This window comes from Pseudoalteromonas undina, assembly GCF_000238275.3.
Taxonomy (GTDB): domain Bacteria; phylum Pseudomonadota; class Gammaproteobacteria; order Enterobacterales; family Alteromonadaceae; genus Pseudoalteromonas; species Pseudoalteromonas undina.
On record NZ_AHCF03000004.1, the window covers coordinates 718716 to 736805 of the forward strand.

General features: G+C 39.7%; 15 protein-coding genes. 13 read left to right on the plus strand and 2 right to left on the minus strand.

What is annotated here, in order from left to right:
* The first annotated feature begins 183 nt into the window (after positions 1 to 183).
* Positions 184 to 1194 carry an alcohol dehydrogenase AdhP gene (gene adhP / locus PUND_RS18125; RefSeq protein WP_010388847.1) on the plus strand — a complete coding sequence of 337 codons (1011 nt, stop codon included), beginning with the start codon at positions 184 to 186 and terminating at the stop codon, positions 1192 to 1194.
* Positions 1195 to 1264: 70 nt separating this feature from the next.
* Here adhP and PUND_RS18130 read toward each other — a convergent pair whose 3' ends face one another.
* A complete protein-coding gene (locus tag PUND_RS18130) occupies positions 1265 to 3685 on the minus strand; it encodes a TonB-dependent receptor (protein ID WP_041709247.1) in 2421 nt (806 codons plus the stop codon).
* A gap of 294 nt (positions 3686 to 3979) precedes the next feature.
* A complete protein-coding gene (locus PUND_RS18135; RefSeq protein WP_010388845.1) occupies positions 3980 to 5251 on the minus strand; it encodes a Xaa-Pro dipeptidase in 1272 nt (423 codons plus the stop codon).
* 153 nt (positions 5252 to 5404) lie between these two features.
* Between PUND_RS18135 and PUND_RS18140 the strand changes: the two genes are divergently transcribed.
* The 12 genes from PUND_RS18140 to PUND_RS18195 all read left to right on the plus strand — a co-directional run bounded on the left by PUND_RS18140 (position 5405) and on the right by PUND_RS18195 (position 18081).
* On the plus strand, positions 5405 to 7222 hold the full coding sequence (locus PUND_RS18140; protein WP_010388844.1) for a DUF885 domain-containing protein: 1818 nt from the start codon (positions 5405 to 5407) through the stop codon (positions 7220 to 7222).
* Between the two features lie 96 nt (positions 7223 to 7318).
* Positions 7319 to 7831: a YcgN family cysteine cluster protein gene (locus tag PUND_RS18145; RefSeq protein WP_008468055.1), complete on the plus strand. Its 513-nt coding sequence runs from the start codon at positions 7319 to 7321 to the stop codon at positions 7829 to 7831.
* Entirely contained in the window at positions 7831 to 8346 is a 516-nt protein-coding gene (locus PUND_RS18150; protein ID WP_010388843.1) for an RNA methyltransferase, read from the plus strand. Before PUND_RS18145 ends, PUND_RS18150 begins: the two co-directional genes overlap by 1 nt.
* A gap of 351 nt (positions 8347 to 8697) precedes the next feature.
* A complete protein-coding gene (locus PUND_RS18155; protein WP_010388841.1) occupies positions 8698 to 10347 on the plus strand; it encodes a M1 family metallopeptidase in 1650 nt (549 codons plus the stop codon).
* Between the two features lie 191 nt (positions 10348 to 10538).
* Positions 10539 to 12428, plus strand: coding sequence for a methyl-accepting chemotaxis protein (locus tag PUND_RS18160; protein ID WP_010388839.1), 1890 nt, complete (start codon positions 10539 to 10541; stop codon positions 12426 to 12428).
* Positions 12425 to 13531: a GGDEF domain-containing protein gene (locus PUND_RS18165; protein WP_010388838.1), complete on the plus strand. Its 1107-nt coding sequence runs from the start codon at positions 12425 to 12427 to the stop codon at positions 13529 to 13531. Before PUND_RS18160 ends, PUND_RS18165 begins: the two co-directional genes overlap by 4 nt.
* Complete coding sequence (locus tag PUND_RS18170; protein ID WP_010388836.1) at positions 13518 to 14129, plus strand: DsbA family protein; 612 nt, start codon at positions 13518 to 13520, stop codon at positions 14127 to 14129. Before PUND_RS18165 ends, PUND_RS18170 begins: the two co-directional genes overlap by 14 nt.
* Positions 14130 to 14343: 214 nt before the next feature.
* A complete protein-coding gene (locus PUND_RS18175) occupies positions 14344 to 15096 on the plus strand; it encodes a DUF3450 domain-containing protein (RefSeq protein WP_010388835.1) in 753 nt (250 codons plus the stop codon).
* 10 nt (positions 15097 to 15106) lie between these two features.
* The gene (locus PUND_RS18180; RefSeq protein WP_010388834.1) at positions 15107 to 16474 is read left to right on the plus strand and encodes a MotA/TolQ/ExbB proton channel family protein; all 1368 of its coding nucleotides are present in this window, start codon (positions 15107 to 15109) and stop codon (positions 16472 to 16474) included.
* A 3-nt stretch (positions 16475 to 16477) separates the two neighbouring features.
* Positions 16478 to 17005 carry a MotA/TolQ/ExbB proton channel family protein gene (locus PUND_RS18185; protein ID WP_008111501.1) on the plus strand — a complete coding sequence of 176 codons (528 nt, stop codon included), beginning with the start codon at positions 16478 to 16480 and terminating at the stop codon, positions 17003 to 17005.
* Between the two features lie 53 nt (positions 17006 to 17058).
* A complete protein-coding gene (locus tag PUND_RS18190) occupies positions 17059 to 17469 on the plus strand; it encodes an ExbD/TolR family protein (protein WP_008111500.1) in 411 nt (136 codons plus the stop codon).
* A 6-nt stretch (positions 17470 to 17475) separates the two neighbouring features.
* Complete coding sequence (locus tag PUND_RS18195; protein WP_008111498.1) at positions 17476 to 18081, plus strand: energy transducer TonB; 606 nt, start codon at positions 17476 to 17478, stop codon at positions 18079 to 18081.
* The last annotated feature ends 9 nt before the right edge of the window (positions 18082 to 18090 follow it).

An 18090-nucleotide genomic window follows, 5' to 3' on the forward strand; every position in this document is an offset into this window, starting at 1 on the left:
TAGCACGCTGGTTAAGTATGGCAAGACTTAAGCTGGGATAAAAAACCACGTTTTACGACTAATGATTGATATAGATTAATATTTAAGCATTTATAGTGAGGTATGTTGCGGGTATGCAACATAATCTTGCCGTTTAACGCCCTTGTTAAATAGCATAAACTTTTTATAAACGATGGAATGACTATGAAAGCAGCAATAAATACAGAATATAAAGGCAAGTTAGCGATCACCGATTTACCTATTCCAGAAGTAGGCCCTGACGACGTCCTAGTAAAAATAGCCGCTTGTGGTGTGTGCCACACTGATTTACACGCATGTCATGGTGATTGGCCGGTAAAACCAAAAATGCCATTAGTACCTGGACACGAAGGTGTTGGTGTAATAGAAAAACTAGGAAGTAATATTAAGCACTTAGAAGTGGGCGATAGAGTAGGCGTACCATGGCTATACAGTGCATGTGGCCATTGTGAGTTTTGTTTAGATGGACGCGAAACCCTTTGTTTATCGCAACATAATACGGGTTACTCTATTGACGGTGGGTATGCAGAATACTGTTTAGCTCATGGTGACTACATCATCAAAATACCGGAAGGTTTAGGTTTTGCTGAAGCTGCCCCCTTATTTTGTGCCGGCGTAACAACGTATAAAGCTTTAAAAGTGTCTGGCGCTAAACCAGGTCAATGGGTCGCTATTGTCGGTGTGGGTGGTTTAGGGCACTTAGCAGTGCAATATGCAAAAGCAATGGGCTTTAATGTTATTGCGGTAGATACTGGTAAAGAGAAAATGGCGCTAGCTAAAGAGTTGGGTGCTGATATTACGCTTGATTTTAAAGAAGTGGTGCCCAGTGAGGCCATTTTTGAGCAAGTAGGTGGCGCGCATGCTGTTGTTTGTACGGCAGTATCAAAACCAGGTTTTGAACAAGCTTATAAAAGTGTTCGCCGAGGGGGGAAATGTGTATTGGTTGGATTACCGCCTGAAGACATGCCATTGCCAATTTTTGACACCGTATTAAATGGTGTTTCAGTGGTTGGCTCTATTGTAGGTACGCGCAAAGACCTGCAAGAATGTCTTGAATTTGCTGCGCAAGGCAAAGTAAAAGCCATCATTGAAGAGAAAAAACTTGAAGATATTAATGAAATTTTTGATGACATGCTTAAAGGCGAAATAAACGGCCGCATAGTTGTTACGATTTAATATTAAGTTTTTACATGAAAAAAGCACGGTATCTCAATTGAAATACCGTGCTTTTTAAATTATTAAACTATTAAAGTGTGTAACTAAAGCTTAGCTTTGCATTACGTTCTTCACCTGGCATTCCGCCTAAAAACATGGCTTTAGAATAGTATTTTTTATTAAACAGGTTATTAATGTTTAATTGCATCTGCCAGTTGTCTGCTTTATAGCTAACCGCAGCATCATATAAGGTATAAGCGGGTACGTAGCCATTATCAATACCAAATGAACTTGAGTTAGTACTACGCTTATCAACAAATGTTAAACCTGCGCTTAAATCAACTGCGTGCGGTAATTCAAACAGCGCTGCTGAGTAAGTAACCCATGAACTTGCTGTTACATAAGGCACCCCTTTTTGACGAGTATTATAACTGTCACGATTTGGGTTAGTTTTATCTCTGGCATCTTGATAAACACCGTTGATGTTAACTTTCCATTGATCGTTCAAATAGGCATTTAAATCAATCTCTACACCTTTTGTTTGTTCTTCACCATCAAAGAAGCTCTCTACTACATTAGGTGCTGACACGCCGGCTTCATAAAGAGGGTTGGCATATTCTAAATTAGTACGCGCACTTTCAAATACCACAATTGATGCCAGTAATTGGTCATCAAATGCTTTAAAACGAAATCCTAAATCATTACTCACAGATTCGGAATCGTCTCTATCGGCTTCATTACCGGCAACAGAGCCAAGAACACTGTAAGCTGTGCGCCCTTTAGAGTGATTTAAAAACAAAGCCATATCAGCGTTTACTTGATAAGTAGCACCTAGGTTATACGTTAAACCACTGTCTGAGGTATTTGCTTCTGGCGTTGGATTTGCGCGGCTTTGACTATAACGAGGGTCAACACCAAAGTGCTCGTAACTTTGTTTAATACGATTATGAGCAACACCAATACGAGTAGTGATCTTATCGTTAATGTAAGCAACATGTTGAAGGCCTACGCCCCATGCTTGTACTTTTTTATTGTAATCACTGGTTTTAAGCGGATCATAATCAGCAAATTCATCCGCAGGCCAATTTGGCTGGCGTATATCAAAAATATACGGTAGTGCACCTTGATAAATCACTTCACCGTCTTTGTTTTTAATAACCTTATCGGCATCATAAATGGAGTATTGTTTAAAACGAATATCTCGGTCTTCGTAGTTGGCATTAACCAGTAATTCGTTTTCTATATTGCCGAGCATAAAGTCATAACGTAAATCTAAAAAGTATTGCCATGATTTCTCATCTGCTTCTACTTGGCGATATTCTTGGCGTCTGGCCGCAAATGGGTGTAATACATTATCAACAACTAACGGTGCGCGTGGATCTTGGTTAATTACACCGCGTCGGTTCCAATACACATAATTATAAGCACCTGTTTGGCGGGCAAAGCTAGAAGTGTAATTACGGTACTGTAGCTGTTGATTTAAAAATAAATCATCACTAATGTAGTAATTGTGCGCTAATTTAAAACGCAGCTCTTCACCTTCGTTATCCTTTGCCATCGGTGATATTATGCCATTGGTACCAAAGTTAAAGGGTGTTAAGCCATCATTGCTTGCCAAAGAGTTAGTGAGTTCATTTCGTTGTACTTCACTCAATTGTAAGCCACTTGCTGTAGGGTCATTAACTAAATCGGCGCCTGATACTTCTCCTGCAGTTAAACCGTTAACCGATTTACTGTTAAAAATACGAATAGGGTGGCCAATAGAGTCCACTGCAATAGCATCTTTAATATATGCCCCAGACAATACAAAAGATTGTTGGTCATTAAGCACATATTTTAAAGACGAGTAAATTTCATCGCGCTGATCTTTTAAATCACGAAAGCCATCGCTAGAGGCGGTTTTGGCCATAACACGATAAGCTAAATCGTCGGTTATTGCATTGGTGCTATCAAGTGCAAGCGAATAACTATCCCACTGACCGATATCCATTTCTAGGGTATGTTGCTCGTTAAACTGTGGTTTTTTTTCAATCAGGTTGATCACACCACCGGCACTACCCATACCATACAGTCCAGTTGCAGGACCCTTTAACACTTCAATCGATTCAACATTGGTTAAAGAACGCGTAGGGTTAAATGTATTGCCTAAGCCTGCGCCGCCATACATGCCATCGTAAGTGTAATTAGCGCCCAATCCACGAATAACTAAGTTGTCACCAATGCCATAGTTATTACCCGCTTGAGTTAGGCCACTCACATTGCGGATCACATCCTGAAGACTATCAATACCTTGTGATTCAATCAGTGCTTTATCAACAATAACCACCGGTGCAGGGGTTTCCATTAGTGACATGTCTGATTTAGTCGCTAAACCTGAATTCATCACTACTCGGTTTTGTTGCTCGTAAACGCTAATTCGTTCAATATCTGAATTAACTTGTGACTCGTTAGCCATTGCTAAACTTGCGTTTAAGCACGCCAGAGTGAGGAGAGAGTATTGAAACCTTTTCATAAACTGATAACCATTCGCATTTGTTAATTTGCGCGAATGATAATGGTTATCATTTTAAAATTAAATAAAAAGTTCAATTTTTTTTACTTTAATAGGTACGTTTGCTTGATTGTTATTCAATGTGATTTAAAAGCAATCATATTTGAAAATTTCAATGGAGTATTACAGTAAATAATTGGTTTAGCGGAAAGATCTTTTGAATAAAATATTGATGGCTAAACAAGCAGCTTAGCTAAATTTGCTAAAAAACTGTTAAGGTTGAGCGCAGCTCAACCTTATAGAGGCGTTTTGGGTTTACTGTTTGTAAATCACACCCGCTTTCATAACGAATGGGATCTGCTCTAGTGTAGAAATGTTTTTTAATGGGTTAGTGTTTACCGCTATAATATCAGCTGCAAAACCAGTTTTAATTTGCCCTAGTTGTTTATCAGCTTTTAATAATTTAGCACTATTAATGGTTGCGGCTTGGATGGCTTGTAATTCACTCATACCAAATTCAACCATTCGCGAGAACTGCTTAGCGTTATCGCCATGCGGGTAAATAGCTGCGTCGGTTCCAAACACCATGTTTACACCCGCTTCAACCGCGCGTTTAAAACTATCGCGTTGTTTTTTTGATACCAGACGTTCTTTATTTAGATTTTCTTCATCCACGCCATTTTGTTCACCAAAGCTTAGCGTATATTCGGTATTATAAATATCCATAGACAGCCAAGTTCCATGCTCTTTTGCAAGCGCGATTGCTTCATCGTCTAAAAAGCTAGCGTGCTCAACACTATCTACACCGGCTTTAATTGCCGTTTTAATACCGTTAGTTCCATGTGCATGAGCGGCAACAGGTAATTCACGCATGTGCGCTTCATCAACAATGGCTTTCATTTCTTCAAAGGCGTATTGCTGTATGCCGACTTTTGTTCCTTTAGAGAATACACCGCCTGTGGCGCATAGTTTGATTGCATTAGCGCCATATTTTATATTTTCACGCACTTTAATACGCACAGCCCACGGGCCATCAGCAACGCCGGTGGCAGTATATTTCATCTCTGGAGGTAAGCGATTATTATCGCAGTGCCCACCAGTAATGCTCAAAGAAGGCCCTGCAGCCCAAATGCGTGGGCCGATAATATCACCTGCATTCACACCGTCTCGCACCGCAATAACACTGTAGCCTTCAGCACCTAAGTTCCTTACTGTAGTAAATCCAGCTTCTAAGGTTTGCTTAGCAAAATAGCTGGCTTTAATGGCCATTCGCGGAACAGATTGCCCTAAACGTTCACTTCGAGACACAGTTGGATCGCTGGTTAAATGTACGTGCATGTCCATTAACCCAGGTAACAGGGTAAGCGTTGGTAGGTTTATCAGTTCATCATTACTGCTAAGCTTGGGCTTTTTATTAAATTGGATTTGGCTAATAACACCTTTATCTATAGCAATCAGCGGATTAGCCTTAAGTTCGCCTGTTTCAACATCTAGCAAAGCTTTGGCCGATATATAGGTTGTGGCTAGTGCACTTGCACTGGTTAAGCTCATTAATACGATTGATAGAGTCAATAAATGTTTTTTCATGTTTAAGTCATTATAATTATTTTCATTCACTTGAATGTAGCAACCATGCGCTATTGAGTAAATAATGTAGCGACGAATAGCATTGACCGTAATTGCTTTATTTAAGCTATTTAAAACCGCATAATTGGCGGGTAAAAACTAACAAGGATCTTTATGAAAGTTATTAAAATAGCATTGGTTGCCAGTAGCGTTATGTTTGCCTTAAGTGGTTGTATGAGCACCAGCTCACAATTAAACACAAATCAGTCAGTCGCACCTGTAATAAGCGAATTATCAGCCGAGCAGCAATTAGATGTGCTCGTTGCTCAGTACTACGATGAATCATTAGCTTTTAATCCATTAAGCGCTACTTACAATGGCCGCCATGAATTTGATGATCAATTTTTACCTGAAATATCGCAGCTTAATCGCGATAAAAAAGCCGCATTTTACAAAAAATATCAACAACGCTTAACGCTGATTGATGAATCACAACTGACCTGTCAAGCGCTACTGAATTTTGAAGTATTATCCCGAGATTTAGCCCTCAAGCTTGAGGGGATGCAATATAAAAATTATTTGTTACCGATAAATCAAATGTCGGGTGCGCATAATACCTTCGCTGGATTTGGTTCAGGACAAAGTGCTCAGCCTTTTAATACTGTTGCCGACTACCAAAAATTTATCAAGCGTGCAGATGGTTTCGTTAAATGGCTTGCAAGTGTTGAACAATCAATGGCGCAAGGCGTTAAAAACGATGTGGTACTGCCTATGCCATTAGCAAAAAAATTACTCCCGCAATTTAAAGCGCATGTTGTTACAAGCGCAGAAGATTCTCTCTTTTATTCGCCCATTAAAGCCATGCCCGACTCTTTTTCAGCTGATGAAAAGCAACAGTTAAGATCGCAATATACAACATTGATTTTAGATAAATTAGTGCCTGCATATCAGCGAATGAGCGATTTCTTACTTAACGATTATATTCCTTATGCCCGCGATTCTGTTGGTTATGCTGATTTACCCAATGGTAAAGCATGGTACGAATACCAAATAAAGAAAAATACTACGTTAAGTTTATTAGCGGATGAAATTCATAAGATTGGTTTAAGTGAAGTGGCAAGAATCTTAAGTGAGATGGAAACGGTTAAAGAAACCGTAGGATTTGAAGGAGAATTATCAGCATTTTTTAACCACTTACGTGACTCAGATGAGTTTTATTATAAAACAGCCGATGAGTTAATTACCGCCTATGAACAAATTAAAGTAAAAATAGACGCCCGCTTACCAAAGTTATTTAATATTGAGCCTAAGGCTCCTTATATTGTTAAAGCGGTTGAAGCCTATCGTGCCCAATCGGCTGCGGGAGCGTCGTATGCAGGACCAGCTCCTGATGGTTCGCGCCCAGGTATATTTTATATCAATACATACAACTTAAAAGCACAGCCTAAGTTCTTACTCGAAACGCTGTCTATTCATGAAGCCGCTCCGGGGCATCACTTTCAAATAGCGCTGCAACAAGAGGTGCAAAGCTTGCCCGATTTTCGTAAATTCGGCGGCTACACGGTGTTTGCTGAGGGTTGGGCATTATACGCAGAAAGCTTAGGCAAAGAACTGGGTTTATTTACCGATCCGTATATGTGGTATGGGCGTCTTAACGATGAGCAGTTAAGAGCGATGCGATTAGTGCTTGATACAGGTTTTCATGCCAAAGGTTGGACACGTCAACAGGGCATTGATTACATGCTAGCAAATTCTTCAATGGCAAAAAGTGATGTTATTGCTGAAGTTGAGCGCTATATCGCATGGCCTGGGCAAGCATTATCGTACAAATTGGGTGAGTTTAAAATTAAAGAGCTCAGAGATTACGCCCACCAGCAATTAGGTGAGCAATTCGATATTAAAGCGTTTCATACGCAAATATTGATTGATGGTGCATTACCTATGCCTATCCTTGAGCAAAAAATTAAACGTTGGGTTAAATCTCAGCAGTAATAAAATCGCGCGAAGCCATGCAGATATTAGGGATTGGCTTTGCGCGCTTTGCTGCAATACGTTAGAATGCGCGCTCTTAAAAGGGGCGAGAACACCATGTTTGATCAACAATTAGCAAATACCCAATTTTGGCTTAGCAAAAGCCTGAATGAAATGAACCAACAAGAATGGGAAGCCATTTGTGATGGATGTGGAAAGTGTTGTTTAAACACCTTTATTGACAGTGAAGACGAAGATGACTTTACTGCTACCGATCAGCTAAGAGAAGGCGAGCAACTTATATTCACTAATATTGTTTGCCAATACCTTGATAACAATACCTGTGGCTGTAGTGAATACGAAAACCGCCAAACCTTAGTCCCTTCGTGCGTTAAGCTCACTAAAGAAAACCTAAAAGACATCTTTTTCATGCCCCAAAGCTGTAGCTACCGCCGACTTCATGAAGGGCGCGGTTTAGCAACGTGGCATCCGTTACTTAATAACGGCGATAAAACTAAAATGCATGAGCTAAATATTTCAGTCAAAGATAAAACAGTAAAAGATTGTGATGTAAAACTGGAAGATTTTGACTTGTATATTGCCGAGTGGCCAACCAAGGATTGCAACTAGTGAGTAAGTTACAAGCAAGTATTGGTTTAATAAATCCTAAAAGCCCAACCAACGTGGGCGCGGTGTTACGCGCTGCTGGTTGTTATGACGCCAAGCAGGTATTTTTTACCGGCAACCGTTATTTAAATGCACAAAAATTTCATACTGATACTAAAAATGTGGTGCAACGTATTCCATTAACCGCCACCGACAATTTAGCATCAGTTAAGCCACAAGACGCAAAAGTAGTGGTAATAGAGCTAATTGAAGGTGCCACTCCTTTACCCGAGTTTACTCATCCTGAGAACGCATTTTATGTGTTTGGTCCAGAAGACGGCTCTGTGCCTAAAGACGTTTTAAAATGGTGCGACGAAGTTGTGTATATCCCAACTATAGGTTGTATGAATTTAGCGGCAACTTGTAATGTTGTTCTTTATGACCGACTCGCGAAATTGGGCGGAATTCAAAGCAGCGATGAAACCATTATTTCCTCACGCGATACTAATAATAAAATGAAATGGAAAAAACAACCTTAATATACACAATATAAGCGTGAACAGGACGTGGTAGCTTTGCTCGGTTTTACTTATTCTTACATGGATGTAAGCTAATGGAATAGCGCAGGAGCAGTTATCGAGCCCACCACTAATTTACCAACCTCGCACCACGATTAAATCGCCCCCAGTTTAAAAAAATATTAATCCGCAAAGCATCAACAGATCCTAGTTAAATGTAAATAAAAGTAACTAATTAACTTAAAAAATAAGCAGTTCGTCTTTTTTTAACTCTATAAATGTAAAAGTATGTAATTATAATGAAAAAATAATAACTACAAGGTTTTACATTTTATGCATAGGCTATGTTACTTGTTTTGCTGTTGTTGGCTAATGTTACTAAGCATTCCGCTAACAGGCTGTTATTCAAAGCCTGCAGCTTTAGCTCCTCAAGTAGCAAGTACTGGTGAGTCGTTATCCACGATAGCTCAAACCACTGATGTCATTTTTTACGATTTACAGCTAGTTGTCCTGCCCAGTAAGAAAAAAATTTCCGGCATAGGTAAAACCATGTTTCGAGTGCTGAAAAAAACGCAGCAAGTCGAACTCAAGCTCGATAGTCGTTTCTCTATTGAAAATGTCACTGTTGCTAAGCAATCAGCCAATTTTAGTCACCAGCAGGGCGTTATCATTATTGATTTGTATGAAGCTAAATACCCAGGTGAAGTTGTCGAGGTTGCCATTAGCTATTCAGGACACCCTCATGAAGCTACTAATCCCCCATGGAGTGGTGGCTTTGTATTTAGCCATACTTCACAAGGTGAGCCTTGGATAGCAACAGCGGTACAAGGCGAAGGCTGTGACTTATTTTGGCCTTGCAAAGATCACTTCAGTGATAAAGCCGACAGTATGCGTATTCGTGTGACAGTACCAACGGGCTTAAGTGTTGCTAGTAATGGTGTACTTAAAAAAATCATGCCATTAAAAAATAATACAACTGAATTTGATTGGTTTTTATCTGAGCCTGCGAGTGATTACAATATTGCGTTAAACATTGGTCCCTTCGAACGTATTCAACAGCAATATAAAAGTATTAACGGCACGCAGGTACCTGTTGAATTCTGGGCATTACCTGAAAACAGCCACAAAGCCACTATGCTACTCAATGATGATGTATATCAACAGCTCGCATTTTTTGAATCTGTATTAGGGCCTTACCCTTGGGGAATGCAAAAATTAGGCTTTGTAGAAACACCGCATCTGGGTATGGAACATCAAACCATTAACGCTTATGGTAAAGGGTATACCCGCGATCCAAGTGGCTATGACTGGCTTATTCAGCACGAGTTGGCACATGAATGGTTTGGCAATTTAATGACACATGAAAAACTCAACGATGCGTGGTTACACGAAGGCTTTGGTTTCTATATGCAACCCGCTTACAGCTTATTTAAATTTGGTGAAGCTGCTTATAATCATGCTATGTACACCGCGTATTTAGGATTAAAAAATTGCCATCCTATTGTTAAACAAGGGAAAGTTACTTCTAAAGAAGCGTTTAATGCAGATATTTATGGTAAAGGTGGTTGGACGCTTCACACTCTGCGATGGTTAATTGGAGACGAGTTATTTTGGCAAGCTGCCCGAGAGTTAGTATATGGTCAAACGCAAACAGCTAATTTGAGTTATCCAATCGAGTCGCGTTATCGCAGTAGCCAAGATTTTATTGATATTGTTAACCGGATCACGGGCGATGATTATACGTGGTTATTTGATGTGTATTTAAAGCAAGCCGCGTTACCAACCTTAACAATGGAGCGAACCAACACAGTCATTTATTTAAGCTGGAGTAACAGCGAAAAAGATGGCACAGCGTTTAAAATGCCGATTCCTATTTCTATAAACGGGAAGTTGACAACTCACACTCCAGTGGATGGACTGATCACTATCAATGCCAAAAAAAGCGACATTATCGTTATCGATCCACAGATGAAGGTTCTGCGACAGTTACCTATAATTAGTCAATGCCAGCAACAAAGCTAAGCTTATATAGGTTAAATTACAACTTGTTATAAGTTTAAGATTTAACCAAATACCGTTCTTTTTGGATTTAAAATCTCATTATTTATTATTATTTTTAATTATTAACCTCGCCTGAACAATATTTGCTAAGACTTTCAGTTAAAAATTTGTTAAAAAGGCAGTGGTAATAATGATTAATTCTTAAGGTACTTATGTTTAGCTCGCTAAAATTCACCTCCAAAATCACCATCGCTGCGTCATTAGTGTTAGTTTTAGTGTTAGGTGTTTTCACTATAAATAACTATTTTTCAATGCGTCATCAAACTCAAGAGCAGTTGTCGCTGGTGCTAGAGCAAAACTCAGAATCGGTTTCTAAAAACATTGCAAGTTGGCTCAATAATAAATTGGCGATTGTGATCTCTATCGCAAAAACATATCAAGATAACGATACGAAGTCTTTAACGCTTTCGCAATTAAATACCGCTGAGCTTGCCGGGGATTTTAAAAATACCTACATAGGTAAATCATCGGGGACATTTATTTTAAATGATCAAAGTGTTGTGCTCCCCAGCGATTTTGATGCTACAAGTCGCCCTTGGTATAAATTAGTAGAAAATAAAACAACAACGGCTTTTACAACCCCTTATATTGATGTGACCACCAACGAACTGACAATTTCAGCCGTTGCGCCTATTAATAGTAATGGTCAATTTAAAGGGGTAGCGGGAGCAGATATTGATATGCAAACCATCGCTGAAATTATTGGCGATATTGATTTTTTGGGACTCGGTTATGGCTTCTTACTTGATAATAAAGGGCAAATATTAAGTCACCCTGATAGTAAATTAAATTCAAAAAAAGTCGCAGATTTGATTGGTAAAAATGCACTGTTAGCAAGAGAGTTTACAGAGTATCAAGTAGCGGGTGAAACCTCGCTGGTATCCTTTACTAAGATTCGTGGTATTGAAAATGTTGATTGGTATCTGGGTGTAGTAGTCAATAAAGATAAAGCGTATTCAAGTGTTTCTTCGTTTGGTCAAAAGGCAATTGTCTTTTTAATTATTGGTATTTTAGTGATTGTTGCATCACTGGAGTTTTTACTGCGTTATTTAATGCGACCTTTGTATCGTCTTAATGATGCTATTAGAGATATAGCACAAGGTGAAGGCGATTTAACTTGTCGACTCAGTGTTGAGAACGATGACGAGTTTGGTCAGTTAAGTAATTCATTTAATATTTTTATAGAAAAAATTCAAAATTCAATTGTTCAAGTTAAGTCTTCAACACAGTTGCTAGAAACCGCGGTTGCTAAACTGGTTACCCAAACAGATTCTACATTAACTATGTACGACGACCAAAGTGAACGTACCAACAGTGTGGCATCGGCAATTAACCAGTTTTCAGCCACTGCAACTGAAATTTCAACTAGTGCAAGTAATGCCTCAACACTTGCTAAAGATGCTGATCAATATTGCGCTAAAAATCAGCAAACACTAACGAATAACGTTTCGAGCATTCATCAACTTTCGCAAAATATAGAGCAAGCACAAGAAACAATTAATAGTTTAGATTCACATACTGCTAATATCGGTAATGTACTTGCGGTAATCAAAGGCGTGAGTGAACAAACTAACTTGCTTGCTTTAAATGCGGCAATAGAAGCGGCACGTGCAGGTGAAGCGGGAAGAGGGTTTGCCGTTGTTGCTGATGAAGTCAGGCAATTAGCACAACGTACTCAGCAATCAACGCAAGAAATTGAAAATACGGTAATTGAACTACAAAAAGGCTCAAGCTCTGCCGTTGAGCTGATGAAAACCAGTTTAGAAGAAAGTGAAAAAAGTGTTCAGCAAGCTGATGCAGTTGGCGATGTAATGAAACAAATAATTAGTGCGATAAAGCAAATAACCGACGCTAATCATAGTGTGGCTAATGCTACTGATGAGCAAAATCAAGTTGTTAAATCATTACACTCAGATATCCATGTTATTAGCGACCTATCGATTCAAGGTCAATCTAACCTTAACCTCACTTTAGAAGAGTGTACTAAGCTCAAACATCAATTCAGTGACTTAGAGCGCATGGTTAAAAAATTCAAAGTATGAGCAGTAAAACAAAAATAAATAAACCAAACTGGCTCAGTTTAATCAATATTGATAGTGTTTATAGCTTTGATAGACAACGCCAAGCGTTTTCTTTATTTACCATGATAGCGATTGCCTTGGTGTTAATTACTTATTTGGTGATTGCAAACCATCGCGTTTATGCACCTATATTAACTGCCGCATTAATTTCAGTTAACTTAACGATTGTAGGATGCATTGTTTATTTTATAAAAACTAAACAGCTTAATGCTATCGCGTTAATTACCTTGATGATTGTATTTGTGATGTGCTTAGCTTTAGTATCCACTGGGGGTAAAGAAAACACCGCGTTATATTGGCTAATGTTTTATCCTGTAGCTGTATTTGCCATACTGGGTGTTAAACTTGGCGCATGGTTAAGTAGTGCCATGTTATTGAGTTGTATTGTTATGTTGTATGGCCCCGATATGGGGCAGGTTATGTATGGTGAGGTAGAAAAGACCCGTTTTGTTGCTGCATTTTCATTAGTGCTGGTGTTTTCTTTTATCGGTGAGTATTTTCGTCACAGAAGCCACCTTGCCATTGCAGATATCACCTTAGAACAAAAACAACACGCCTATACAGATCAGCTTACAGGCGCACCCAACCGCCGTTTTATTACTTCACATTTTTTAAAGCTTGCTGCTTCACGGCCAGCGCATTATTTGCCGCTGTCTATTTTGCTCATTGATTTAGATAACTTTAAACAATTAAATGATACCTACGGCCATGATTTTGGCGATACCGTATTAATAGAGTTTACTAAATTATTAGAGTCGCAATTTTCTGCAACCGCCCTTAAAGCTCGTTATGGTGGCGAAGAGTTTGTGGTTATTTTACCGCAAATGACCACCATAGAAGCCAGTATTTTGGCTAATCGTTTTAGAGAATGCGTGCAACATCATGTAATATTAACTGATAAACAACAACGAGTATCGTTAACTTGTAGCATTGGCATTGCACAAGCTAATCATATTGATGACTACGACAGTGCATTAAAACTAGCCGATGAGTATTTATATCAGGCAAAATCACAAGGGCGCAATAAAGTCATATTTGCGCATGGCGAGTATGTCAGTCAATAAGCTTATTTATGTGCATGATCCTATGTGTAGCTGGTGCTGGGGATATAAGCCTACGTGGCAAAAACTTGAATCGGCTCTAGCAAATATTCTGCCTATAGAATATAGAATCGGAGGTTTAGCTGCTGATAGCGACCAGCCAATGAGTGCCGATATGCAGTTGCAACTACAAGGCATATGGAAAAACATTAGCAACCAATTAGGCACTGAGTTTAATTTTAATTTTTGGCGAGAATGCCAACCGCGCCGTTCTACTTATCCCTCCTGCAGAGCGGCTTTAATTGCTCGTAGCTTTAACAAAGAGCCACAGATGATTGACGCTATTCAACAAGCGTATTATTTAAAGGCGCAAAATCCATCGGATGAAGACGTACTTATTAAACTATGCGAAAAAATTGGTTTAGATCCCTGTTTATTTACTCAGCAGTTACACTCTAAGGAACTTAAGCGTCGCTTTGATGATGAGCTTAACTTTGTTCGCAGTTTACCTATTCAAGGTTTTCCGTCGTTAGTATTAATAAAAAACAATAGCGCATACCCCATTGCTATTAACTACACAGATTGGCGGCAAACCCTAAGTGAAATACAATCTTACTTATAAAATTTACACTTCAAACATTACCCCTGCAGTTTAAATTCGGCCAATAAGGCTAATTTATTACCGCTGTCATAAAAGCGACTTTTTTACGCAACACGCTTGTCATTTTTAATCTATACACTTTCGCTCATTGAAACTATCTCGCTTTAAATTGTTTTTTAATAAACAGGCTAAAGCGACTAGCAAATCCGATAATTAACGAGCAAAGGTGTATACGATGAAAGGCGTTAAACCATTAATTTTAGCTGGTATTGTAGCCGCAAGTGCAGCAGTCCACGCCAATGATTTAAACACGGTAATTGATAAAAGCAGCGAAATTAATAATTTAGCTGCGCAATCACAAACGAAAATAGACAAGATTGCAGATTCAATGCAAGGGCGTTTACAGCAATTCAAAACCCTAAATAAAGAAATAGATGGTTTAGCCGTTTATAACGCACAGCTTACAAAACAGTTAAATAATCAAATAGAAGAGATGGAATCGCTTAATTTATCGATGGATCAAGTATCGATTATTGAGCGCCAAATAACCCCTTTAATGCTTCGTATGATCACTGGGCTTGAACAGTTTGTTGCCTTAGACGTGCCGTTTTTAAAGCAAGAGCGAAAGCAGCGTCTTGAATCATTAAGTGCAATGATGGAACGCGCTGATATTACATCAAGTGAAAAATTTCGTCGTGTCTTAGAGGCTTATCAAGTTGAGGTTGACTACGGACGCACTATTGAAGCGTATACTGCATTGCTTGATGTGGACAATAAAGAACGTGAAGTCGACTTTCTGCGCATTGGTCGTTTAGAGCTAATTTACCTTACCCGCGATGGCAAACAAGCAGGTAGTTGGGATCAACAGTCACAGTCGTTTGTTGCACTGCCTGATTCAACCATTAGTCAAATTAATAAAGGGCTTCGCATTGCTCGCAAACAACTAGCCCCCGATATGTTAACACTGCCAATTCATGCTGCAGAATAAGAGGTTTACCATGAAATTATTAACGAAAATGACAAAAATGGCCGTGTTTGCAGCCAGCTTAGGTTTTTCAGGTGCGATGTGTGCCGCTGAACCAATGAATTTGGATGCTCTATTAAAAACGTTAGAGCAGGGTAAATCAGCGCAATCAGAACAAAATAAACAACGCGAACAAGAATTTGCAGCACGTCAAAATGAACAAGTGCAAATGCTTAAAAACACCCAAGCTAAACGAAATCAGATGCTTAGCGAGTCAGAGCGTTTAGAAACGCAGTTTGAAGAAAACGAAATTAAATTGGCTAATCTGACCGATACTTTATCAAAGCGTATGGGTTCATTAAAAGAGCTATTTGGTGTGCTACAACAAGTTGCTGGAGATTCTAGCAACAAGTTTGCAACCTCGGTGGTATCGGCTCAGTTACCTGGGCGTAGTACTTTTATGGACGAATTGGCGCAAAAAATGGGTTCTACCTCAAAGCTTGCGTCTATTGAAGATATCGAAAAGGTTTGGTTTGAGCTACAACGCGAAATGACCGAACAAGGAAAAGTAAGCCGCTTCAATACTGATGTAATTGTTGACGGTGGCAATAAAGTACAAAAAGAAGTGGTACGTGTGGGTGCATTTAACCTTATTAGTGACGGTCAGTACCTAGAGTATACGCCTTCTACCAATACCATTAGCCAGCTTACTCGCCAACCAAGTAGCCGCTTTACTGCGACTGCGGCTGATTTGCAGCAAGCAAACACCGGTGTGGTGCCGTTTGCGCTTGACCCAACGGGTGGTTCAATTTTAGGTTTGTTAGTACAAGCCCCTGATACCAGCGAGCAAGTTCATCAAGGTGGTGCAGTTGGTTACGTTATTTTAGGCGTTGGCTTATTAGCGTTATTAATTGCGTTAGAGCGTTTTGTATCGCTCCTGCTGATGGGTGGAAAAATCCGTCGTCAATTAAAAGACGATACAGCCCGTGATGATAACCCGCTAGGGCGCGTCATGAAAGTGAAAGACCAATATCCTAATGTGGCGTACGACACGCTTGAACTTAAGTTAAGCGAAGCCATTTTACGCGAAATGCCAAAAATCACCCGTAATTTAACGCTTATTAAAATTATCTCTGTGGTAGCGCCATTGCTGGGCTTACTCGGTACGGTAACTGGGATGATCAATACCTTCCAAGCAATTACTTTATTCGGCACTGGCGACCCTAAACTAATGGCAGGCGGTATTTCGCAAGCCCTGGTTACTACGGTATTAGGCCTTGTTGTTGCTATCCCTACGGTGTTTTTATACACCTTATTGAATACTCGCTCAAAAAGCTTACTGCTTATTTTACAAGAACAAAGTGCAGGTATTATTGCCGAGCGAAGCGAGAAAGGAGCTTAAACCATGGTGCTATTGATTGATTCAATCAATGCTATCCGTGATTTTCTCGACACGGGTGGCCAAGTTCTCTTGGTCATTGCCGTGTTAATTTTCGCGATGTGGTTATTGATACTCGAGCGATTTATGTACTTTTTTAATGGCTATCGACACTACAAAAAAGACGTTAAAAATACGTGGAAAACTCGTAGTGAACGCAACAGCTGGAATGCAGAGCAAATACGCCAGGCCATGGTGTCACGAGCCAGTATGCGATTAAACGCAAACTTACCACTGATTAATGTGATGGTGGCGCTGTGTCCACTATTAGGTTTACTCGGCACAGTTACAGGGATGATAGAAGTCTTCGATGTAATGGCTATTACAGGTACAGGCAGCGCACGCTCTATGGCGTCGGGTGTGTCAAAAGCAACCATACCCACTATGGCAGGTATGGTCGGTGCGTTATCTGGGGTGTTTGCCTCAACCTATTTACAGCGTAAAGCAAAGCGTGAAGTTGAATTGTTGCAAGACACTATGGTGTTGGACCACTAAATAATTATTGAATAGCGGTGAACATAATCACCGCTTATTCTAGGAGAAGTAAAATGAGAGCCCCATTAGGTAATTTATTCCAAGAAGATGAAGCAGAAGAAATAAACATGACTCCTATGCTGGATGTTGTATTTATTATGCTTATTTTCTTTATTGTTACAGCCTCGTTTGTAAAAGAAGCCGGTATTGATGTAAACCGCCCTGAAGCGGCAACTGCTGTAAAAAAAGAACGCGCTAACATATTAGTGGCTATTTCAGATCAAGGCGAAATTTGGATCAATAAACGTCAAATTGATGTACGTGCTGTACAAGCTAACATTGAACGCTTAAAAGCTGAAAATCCACAAGGCAGTGTGGTTATTCAGGCCGATAAAAAAGCCACTACAGAAACCTTGATAAAAGTGATGGATGCCTCGCGTGCAGCGGGTGTATTTGATGTTTCAATAGCGGCTCAAGAAGGGTAACGAGTGATGCGTTATGTACTTGCGTTAATTATAGCGGGTGTGGTGACCTTTATGCTGTTTTTAGGTATGCAGGCATTGATCACCGGCGGAGAAGGCGCCATGACGGAGCCTGCAAAAGGGAATGTATTAGATTTTGTCCGTTTGAAAAAAGAAGAAACGGTACAAAAAAAGGAGCGTAAACCACAAAAGCCACCAACACCTAAAGAGCCACCACCGCCAATGGAGTCGCCACAAATGCAAAGTAGCGATAACAACGCTGCTAGCAACAACTTTGATTTTGCTGCAAATGTCGATGCTGATGTAAATCTAGCGGGTGGATTAGCATTAGAAACCAGTGATGGTGAGTATTTGCCGATAGTAAAAGTGGCACCGGTATACCCAAGGCGTGCTTTGTCGCGTGGTATTGAAGGGTATGTCATTGTTGAGTTTACAGTGACCAAGCAAGGCACAGTGAAAGAGCCACAAGTTATTAAAGCCGAGCCAGAGTCATTGTTTGACAGAGCAGCGATGGATGCGGCCCTTAAGTTTAAATATAAACCGCGCGTTGTTAATGGCGAAGCTGTTGAAGTAGCCGGTGTGCAAAATAAAATTTCTTTCCAAATTAATGGTTAATTCTATTAA